7 protein-coding genes are annotated in these 7711 nt (G+C 42.0%); 1 reads left to right on the top strand and 6 read right to left on the bottom strand.

Features of this window, described 5'->3' with window-relative positions; translation table 11 throughout:
* Positions 1-94 precede the first annotated feature (94 nt).
* From OCF96_RS02590 to ruvB, 6 genes are all read right to left on the bottom strand, one after another.
* Positions 95-1948, bottom strand: a complete 1854-nt coding sequence (locus OCF96_RS02590; RefSeq protein ID WP_261445989.1) for a proline--tRNA ligase — start codon at positions 1946-1948, stop codon at positions 95-97.
* A 12-nt stretch (positions 1949-1960) separates the two neighbouring features.
* The gene (gene rseP, locus OCF96_RS02595; protein ID WP_261445991.1) at positions 1961-3220 is read right to left on the bottom strand and encodes an RIP metalloprotease RseP; all 1260 of its coding nucleotides are present in this window, start codon (positions 3218-3220) and stop codon (positions 1961-1963) included.
* Positions 3221-3241: 21 nt separating this feature from the next.
* Positions 3242-4045, bottom strand: coding sequence for a phosphatidate cytidylyltransferase (locus tag OCF96_RS02600; protein WP_000189852.1), 804 nt, complete (start codon positions 4043-4045; stop codon positions 3242-3244).
* A gap of 8 nt (positions 4046-4053) precedes the next feature.
* Positions 4054-4812, bottom strand: a complete 759-nt coding sequence (locus OCF96_RS02605) for an isoprenyl transferase (RefSeq protein ID WP_000466722.1) — start codon at positions 4810-4812, stop codon at positions 4054-4056.
* A 344-nt stretch (positions 4813-5156) separates the two neighbouring features.
* Positions 5157-5729, bottom strand: coding sequence for a nucleotidyltransferase family protein (locus tag OCF96_RS02610; RefSeq protein WP_261445993.1), 573 nt, complete (start codon positions 5727-5729; stop codon positions 5157-5159).
* Positions 5710-6708 carry a Holliday junction branch migration DNA helicase RuvB gene (gene ruvB, locus OCF96_RS02615; protein ID WP_315898951.1) on the bottom strand — a complete coding sequence of 333 codons (999 nt, stop codon included), beginning with the start codon at positions 6706-6708 and terminating at the stop codon, positions 5710-5712. The genes OCF96_RS02610 and ruvB overlap by 20 nt, the downstream gene beginning before the upstream one ends.
* 133 nt (positions 6709-6841) lie before the next feature.
* Here ruvB and OCF96_RS02620 point away from each other — a divergent pair, with 133 nt between their 5' ends.
* Complete coding sequence (locus OCF96_RS02620; protein ID WP_000969509.1) at positions 6842-6934, top strand: type I toxin-antitoxin system Fst family toxin; 93 nt, start codon at positions 6842-6844, stop codon at positions 6932-6934.
* Positions 6935-7711: the final 777 nt, after the last annotated feature.

Below are 7711 nucleotides of genomic sequence, written 5' to 3' on the forward strand. Positions count from 1 at the left end.
TTACCTCTTTATCTACTCATTTTTCCCATTATACAGAAAAAACAAGGTAAAAACTAGTTACATTTTTTCCTTGTTTTTCTTCTGATTATAGTTTTTATTTCTTACTGAGGATTTCAAGTGTTTCAAGCAAGTTATCTGCATGAACTTCGATGGTGTCACCAGTCGCTTTAATCTTAACTTCTACGATGCCATCGGCCGCTTTTTTACCAACAGTGATACGAATCGGCAATCCAATCAAGTCGCTATCACTGAATTTGACTCCGACACGTTCGTTACGGTCGTCTGTCAAGACTTCGTAACCAGCTCCCATCAAGCTTGCTTCAAGCTTTTCTGTCAAGGCCTGTGCTTCTTCATCCTTGACATTGACAGTGATCAAGTGCACATCAAATGGTGCCAATTCTTTAGGGAAATTGATTCCCCAAGCGTAACGGTATTCACCTTTTGGCGTTTTATTAACAAAGAGGCGAGCGTGTTGCTCCATCACTGCTGAAAGGAGACGGCTGACACCGATACCGTAACATCCCATGATAATTGGCACAGCACGGCCATTTTCATCCAAAACATCTGCTCCCATGCTTGCTGAATAGCGAGTGCCGAGTTTGAAGATGTGACCAATTTCGATACCACGCGCAAAGTTAAGAACACCTTGTCCGTCTGGTGAAATTTCACCCTCACGAACTTCACGGATATCCACATATTCTGCAGTAAAGTCACGACCTGGGTTCACACCAGTCAAATGGTAGCCATCTTCATTAGCTCCCACAACTGCATTGCGAACATCTTGCACCTTACGGTCTGCGATGATTTTAACATTCTCTGGCAAACCAACTGGGCCAAGTGAACCGAATCCTGCTTGAACAACATTTGCCACTTCTTCTTCGCTAGCAACGTCAAAGAAATCTGCTCCCAAGTGGTTTTTCAACTTGACTTCGTTGAGTTGGTCATTTCCAACTAGAAGGGCTGCAACAACCTCACCATCTGCCATGTAGAAGAGAGTTTTAATTGTTTGTTCTTCTGGAACGTTGAGAAAGGCTGCAACTTCATCGATTGATTTAACATCTGGTGTTGCAACACGAGTCACTTCTTCTTCAGCAACGACACGGTTGCTTGGTTTGTACTCGTTTGTTGCCATTTCCAAGTTAGCCGCATAGCTAGATTCACTTGAGTAAGCAATGGTATCTTCACCAGAGACCATCCATTTGAGCAATTCTGCCTTGATTTCTTCTTGCACTTCTGCAGGAATTTCGTCAAATGAGGCAACTGACTTGTCCAAAACAACCCAGCGATCAAGGTCCGTACGGGCAGGTGTAATGGCCATAAATTCTTGGCTGTCCTTACCACCCATAGCTCCACCGTCACCGATGATAGCCTTGAAATCTAAACCACTACGAGTGAAAATACGCTCATAAGCAGCCTTGTACTCATCGTAAACACTGTCCAAGCTATCATAGTTAGCATGGAAACTGTAAGCATCTTTCATGATAAACTCACGTGTACGGAGAAGTCCATTACGTGGGCGTTTTTCATCACGATACTTAGGCTGGATTTGATAAAGGTTAAGTGGCAATTGCTTGTAAGACTTAACAGAATCACGGACAATAGCTGTAAAAGTTTCTTCGTGAGTTGGACCTAGGATAAAGTCTGATTTTTCACGGTTTTTTAGTTTGTAAAGGTCTTCACCGTAAGTTTCATAACGACCTGATTCGCGCCACAGTTCTGCACTGAGAAGGGCTGGAGCCAACATCTCAACCGCACCAATCTTGTCGAATTCTTGGCGCATGATGTTTTTAGCTTTTTCAATCACACGGTTGGCAAGTGGTAGATAAGAATAAACACCTGCTGATACTTGACGAACATAACCAGCTCGCAACATAAGAGCGTGGCTGATAACTTGAGCATCGCTTGGCATTTCGCGAAGCGTTGGGATAGGCATTTTACTTTGTTTCATAATATTCCTCGATTATCTAAAAAAGAGTCGCATAATGTCATTCCAGGTCACAGCAATCATCAAGACAACCATGATGACCACTCCGGCCAAGGTGACATAGGTTTCAATTTCTTGTTTCAATGGTTTGCGGCGGATGGCTTCTAGGATATTGAGCACAATCTTACCACCATCCAGGGCTGGAATCGGAATAAGATTAAAAATCCCAATATTGATGGAAATTATTGCCAAGAAGTACAAGACATTCTCAATTCCATTTTTAGCAGCATCACTACTTGCCTTAAAGATGGCAACAGGTCCACCTAGCTTGTTCAAATCCGGTTGGAAAATCAGATTTTTCAGTGCTGAGAGAATTCGGAGGGCCGAGTCAGCAGCAGTTGTAAAACCACCTACAAACATAGATACAAAATCTGACTTAATCCCCGGTTGAACACCTAGAAGGTAACGACCTTGACTTTCTTCCGGACTAACAGTGACTTGTTTGTCACTACCATTTTCAGAAATAGTCACATCCAAGGTCGGGGCCGTCTTATCTTTGGTTTCTGATTCCACAGCCTGAATCAAACTTTCCCAGTTGCTAACCTCATGTGAGCCAATTTTGGTAATTTGTGCCGTTTCTGGTACTCCCACCTTAGCCAAGGCCCCTTGGGGCATAATATGGAACTGGTTGGTATCGACATCTCTGACACCACCCTGCATGAAGATTAAAATCCAGAAAACAACAACCCCTAAGATAAAGTTGTTCATAGGGCCTGCAAAATTAGTAATGAGTTTCCCCCAGATAGTCGCATTTTGATATTGAACATCTAAAGGTGCAATCCGAACCTCAGTACCGTCTGCTTCCACAACCGTTGCATCGTGATCCACTGCAAATGTTTTTTCTTCTTCCAGAACCAGTCCTTTGATAAAGAGCTTGTCTTCAAAGTCAAATTGGGTCACCTGCATAGGAAGAGCTGTCTGATCCAATTTTTTACCTGAGAGATTGATGCGTTTAACCTTACCATCATCAGTAAGCGTCAAACTGACAGGAGTTCCTGTCTTAATTTCAGTTGTATCATCACCCCAACCGGCCATGCGAACATAGCCACCCAGAGGCAAGATTCGAATGGTATAGGCCGTCCCATCCTTGCCAATATGAGCAAAGATCTTAGGTCCCATGCCAATGGCAAATTCACGCACTAGAATCCCTGATTTCTTGGCAAAGTAGAAGTGTCCGAACTCGTGCACCACTACAATAATCCCAAAAACCAGAATAAAGGTTAAAATTCCGAGCATAGTATTTCCTCCGTCTTTTGATTAAAAGAGCCCAAATAGGTGCATGATTGGAAATACAAGCAACATACTATCGAAACGATCCAAAACACCACCATGTCCAGGAATAAATTTCCCAGAATCCTTGACACCAAAGTGACGCTTGATCGAACTTTCTAGTAAATCACCAAATTGTCCAGCAATGCTAAAGAAAATAGCAAAGACTGACATCTTGTAAATTCCATACGGAAGAGCAACTGTCCTATCAAACATCATAAAGATGATGGTTACTAAAATCGCACCTAAAATACCACCCAAGGCACCCTCAAAGGTTTTATTTGGAGAAACCGTTGGAGCCAGTTTCCGTTTACCATAGTTCATCCCAACAAGATAGGCACCACTGTCTGTCGCCCAGACGATACATAAGGCTAATAGTGCCTTATCTAAACCTGCAATTCTAGCATCTAATAGAGCATTAAAACCAAAGCCCACGTAGAAACTCATAGCAAGTGGGAAAACAGCGTCCTCAATCGTATAAGACTTGCTAAAAACAGTCGTTCCTAACATGATTGAAATCAAAACACTATAGGCAACCACATTCCCATCAACTGGTAAAAAAGTCAGATAATTCTCCAAGGGAATGGTCAAAGCAAAGGTTGCAAAGAGGGTTAAGAGGCCCTCCATAGTCATGGTCTCTAGACCTCTCATCTTCAAAAGTTCATGCATGGCTAGCATGGCTATGATTCCAATTGCTATCTGAAGCAAGAGGCCCCCAATCATTAAAATTGGTAGGAAAATAGCCAGGGCAATCCCTGCAAACAAGGTTCTTTTCTGTAAATCCTGTGTCATATTTCCTCCTAAACTCCTCCAAATCGGCGATGACGACGATTGTAGGCAAGAATGGCTTCCTGCAAGGCCGCCTCGTCAAAATCAGGCCACAAGGTATCCGTAAAATAGAGCTCACTGTAGGCTCCCTGCCATGGAAGGAAATTGCTCAAACGCAATTCTCCACTAGTACGGATAATCAAGTCTGGGTCTCGTAACTCCTTAGGCAAATGCTGGGTGAAGAGATAGTTGCCAATCAATTCCTCTGTGATGTCACCTGGGTTGATTTTGGCATCTAAAACATCCTGGGAAATCAACTTAAGCGCCTGTGTAATCTCAGCTCGTCCACCATAGTTGAGGGCAAAATTAAGAATCAAACCTGTGTTGTTCTTAGTCAATTCCTCAGCCTTGGTCAGAGCTTCAAAAGTTTGCTTAGGCAGGCGGTCTGTCTCCCCAATCATTTGAATCTTAACATTATTCGCATGCAATTCCGGGACATAATTATCATAAAACTCCACTGGCAAGTTCATGATAAACTTGACTTCCTGATCTGGACGGGTCCAGTTTTCTGTAGAAAAAGCATAAACTGTAATCACCTTGACGCCTAGTTTGTTGGCCGCCTTGGTCACAGTTTGCAATGCTTCCATACCCGCCTTGTGTCCGAAGACTCGCGGTTGCATACGTTTTTTAGCCCAACGGCCATTCCCATCCATGATGATGCCGATATGAGCAGGAACCTGCGTCGGAACCTCTACTTCCACAGCCTTATCTTTCTTAAAAAATCCAAACATGATCTTATTCCTATTCAAAAATCTATCGTTTCATTATACCATATTTCCCTATTTTCTTCTATCACTAAGCTATTTATACTCTTCGAAAATCTCTTCAAACCACGTCAGCTCTATCTGCAACCTCAAAACAGTGTTTTGAGCAACCTGCGGCTAGCTTCCTAGTTTGCACTTTGATTTTCATTGAATATTATTCTCAGGCACCAAGCCCATTTTTCAAAAAAATAAGCCGCCTGATTGGGCGACTCTATTTTTATAGGGAGATTATTATGAAAAAGTTTTAGGAGTTTAAGTTAAGGTCTTCTTAACTTATGAACTTAGTATACACTTCCTAGCTTAAAGTTTCCTTAAGTATTTTTAAAAATCAAATTTTTCCATTTCTCCTGCCAATTTTTCTTGGATAAACGTGTTTGATAGAGTTCCATTCGGTCTTCATTCTCTAAAAAATGAGGAGTTGGACGAACTTGAAAATTCACAATATCCTCGAGTCCATAAGGGGTAAAAAATTCTAAAGCAGAGTCTTCATTCAAACGGAGCCCAACCGCCGTACACCGTTCTGGATACTTACTCATAGCATCACGAGAGCTAGTATAGGGCGCAGTATGAGGACTGTGCTGGTGCATATAGACCTGATTTTTCAATTCCCACTGGTACTGAGGAAAATCCGCTCTCAACTTGTTCTCTATAGCCAGCGTTTCTTCATAACTCACATCTGTATCAAAGAAAATGACATCAACATCTGTTTCACAGTCAAAAGGTGGTCTGTCTGACAAGAGATTCCAGATGAAATTTCTGACAGAACCTGCTGCCAACCACGAGTCTTTCAGACCAAGATTTCGGATGATAGTCAGAATAGCCATCATATCCGGATTTTCTCTAAATGCATCTAGAATTTCTTGCTCATTTTTCACTGTATTCATACCCTAAATGTTCGTAAGCCTTAGCGGTCGCAACTCGTCCTGAACGAGTTCGCATGATAAAGCCTTTCTGGATCAGGTAAGGTTCGTACATATCCTCAACCGTCTCACGCTCTTCAGCGATATTCACAGAAAGAGTTCCTAGACCGACAGGACCGCCGCCATATATCTCAATCATGGTGCGAAGGATTTTCTGGTCCACATAGTCCAAGCCTTCATGGTCAACATCCAGCATAGTCAGAGCCTTATCGGTAATAACATCATCGATAACCCCATTTCCCATAATCTGGGCAAAATCCCGTACACGCTTGAGGAGACGATTGGCAATACGAGGGGTCCCACGACTACGTAAGGCCAGCTCGGATGCTGCCTCATGAGTGATTTCCATCTCAAAAATATCTGCCGTCCGCTCGACAATTTCCGTCAAATCAGCATGGGCATAATACTCCATATGACCTGTAATCCCAAAACGTGCCCGTAACGGATTTGAGAGCATACCAGCCCGAGTCGTCGCACCAATCAAAGTGAAAGGTGGCAACTCCAAATGAACACTGCGACTGCCTTCACCAGCCCCAATCATGATGTCAATGTAGAAGTCTTCCATGGCACTATAAAGCACCTCTTCCACAGACATGGGCAAGCGATGAATCTCATCAATAAAGAGGACATCTCCCGGCTCTAAATCATTCAAAATCGCTACCAAATCACCTGCTTTTTCAATGACAGGACCAGAAGTCTGCTTGAGATTGACTCCCAGTTCATTGGCAATAACAAAGGCCATGGTCGTTTTCCCCAAACCTGGAGGTCCAAATAAGAGGACATGATCCAGCGCTTCATCCCGCATTTTGGCAGCCTCGATAAAGATTTGGAGCTGGTCCTTGACCTTATCCTGCCCGATATATTCACGTAAATACTGAGGACGGAGCGTGCGTTCTACTAACTCCTCGTCCCCCATTATCTCATTATCTAAAATTCTACTCATGGCTCTATTATATCAAAAAACCAAGCCACAAACAAAAAAGCCACCTGATTAGCTGACTCCCGAGTTTAGCACTTATATGGTATAATATTCTACGGCACTGCTACACCGCCTACGAAAGGAGGTGAGATAGCCCATGATGGATACAATACTTAAAACTATCATCGGACCAATTGTGGTCGGTGTCGTTCTTCGGCTAGTCGATAAATGGCTAAACAAGGACAAATAGTGTCAAAAAAGACCCCAAGCTTATTTGGACGTGAGCTTGGGGTCTTTTCTAGCCTATGATATAGACACAATACTTAATTCCCTTTTATTATCCCATAATTCACAAAATTTGTCAAAGGTTTATATTCTCGGCTTTGCAAGCTTTAACCGCTTTATAACAAGACTTTCAAGTTTAAGAGAAAATTAGGGATTCTATCAATTTCATAGAAATTTTGATTTAGTAAACGAAGAGACAATCTTATATGTCACTTCTCATTTAATACGCCACTACTAGACAAGCAAAATCATTATTACAGTAGTTCCAGTCCCTCAATTAACAGTCACTTACATTCAAAGTGAGGTTGAAGTAGCCGAAGTAACAGCAAACCTATTTCTTAGTCATATTCGCTAAAAAGATCCCCGCCAATTCCCCGACCAAAATCCGAAAAATATCTGAAAATATCGAAAAATGATGTTTAGAACACTCCCAAAAAGCCTAGAACAAAGCCAAAAAACTCCACCTGATTGGGTGGAGTTAAGGGAGATTATTATGAAAAAGAAAAGTTTAGGATTTTATTAAATAAAGTTAGGAGGTCTTTATTTAATAACTATATGATACAAGACGAAGCTTAAAACTAGCTTAACTTTTCTCAAATTTTACTATTTTGCAAAAAATTTCTATCACCATCACCTCACCACGAAAAAAAGCCACCTGATTGGGTGAGGCCACTGAAAAAATAGGTCTCTTACTTTTAATGAAATGAAAACCGAGGAATCTCTCGTTAATTTGAGCGAGTTC

Source organism: Streptococcus mitis, assembly GCF_946190065.1.
GTDB classification, from domain to species: domain Bacteria; phylum Bacillota; class Bacilli; order Lactobacillales; family Streptococcaceae; genus Streptococcus; species Streptococcus mitis_DE.